At 62.5% G+C, this 542-nt stretch carries 1 protein-coding gene; it reads right to left on the bottom strand.

What is annotated here, in order from left to right; genetic code table 11:
- Positions 1-542 (bottom strand): multicopper oxidase domain-containing protein (locus tag BN1800_RS39675; protein WP_179214040.1); only part of this gene is annotated, 542 nt, incomplete at both ends.

Raw genomic sequence — 542 nt, 5'->3', positions numbered from 1 at the left:
TACATGTCACTTCGAAATCGTAGCCATGCATGTGGATCGGGTGGTTCGTCATCGTCAGGTTGCCGACGCGGACGCGGACGCGGTCGTTCCTGGAAACCACCAGGGGGCTGATGTCCGGGAACACGCGGCTGTTCCAGCACCACATGTTGAAGTCGGTCATCTCCATGATGCGCGGCACGTAGGAGCCGGGATCGATGTCGTAGGCGTTGAGCAGGAAGACGAAGTCGCGGTCGACGCGCATGAACTTCGGATCCTTGGGATGGACGACGAAGAAGCCCATCATGCCCATGGCCATCTGCACCATCTCGTCGGAGTGCGGGTGGTACATGAAGGTGCCGGACTTCACGAGGTCGAACTCGTAGACGTAGGTCTTGCCGACCGGGATGTGCGGCTGCGTCAGGCCGCCGACGCCGTCCATGCCCGACGGCACGAGCATGCCGTGCCAGTGGATCGTCGTGTGCTCCGGCAGCTTGTTGGTGACGAAGATGCGGACGCGGTCGCCTTCGACGGCCTCGATCGTCGGGCCGGGCGACTGTCCGTTG

The sequence above is a fragment of the Rhizobium sullae genome (assembly GCF_900169785.1).
GTDB lineage: Bacteria > Pseudomonadota > Alphaproteobacteria > Rhizobiales > Rhizobiaceae > Rhizobium > Rhizobium sullae.
Note: the sequence above shows the minus strand (reverse complement) of the source record. Positions and strands in the feature narration are given on the sequence as shown.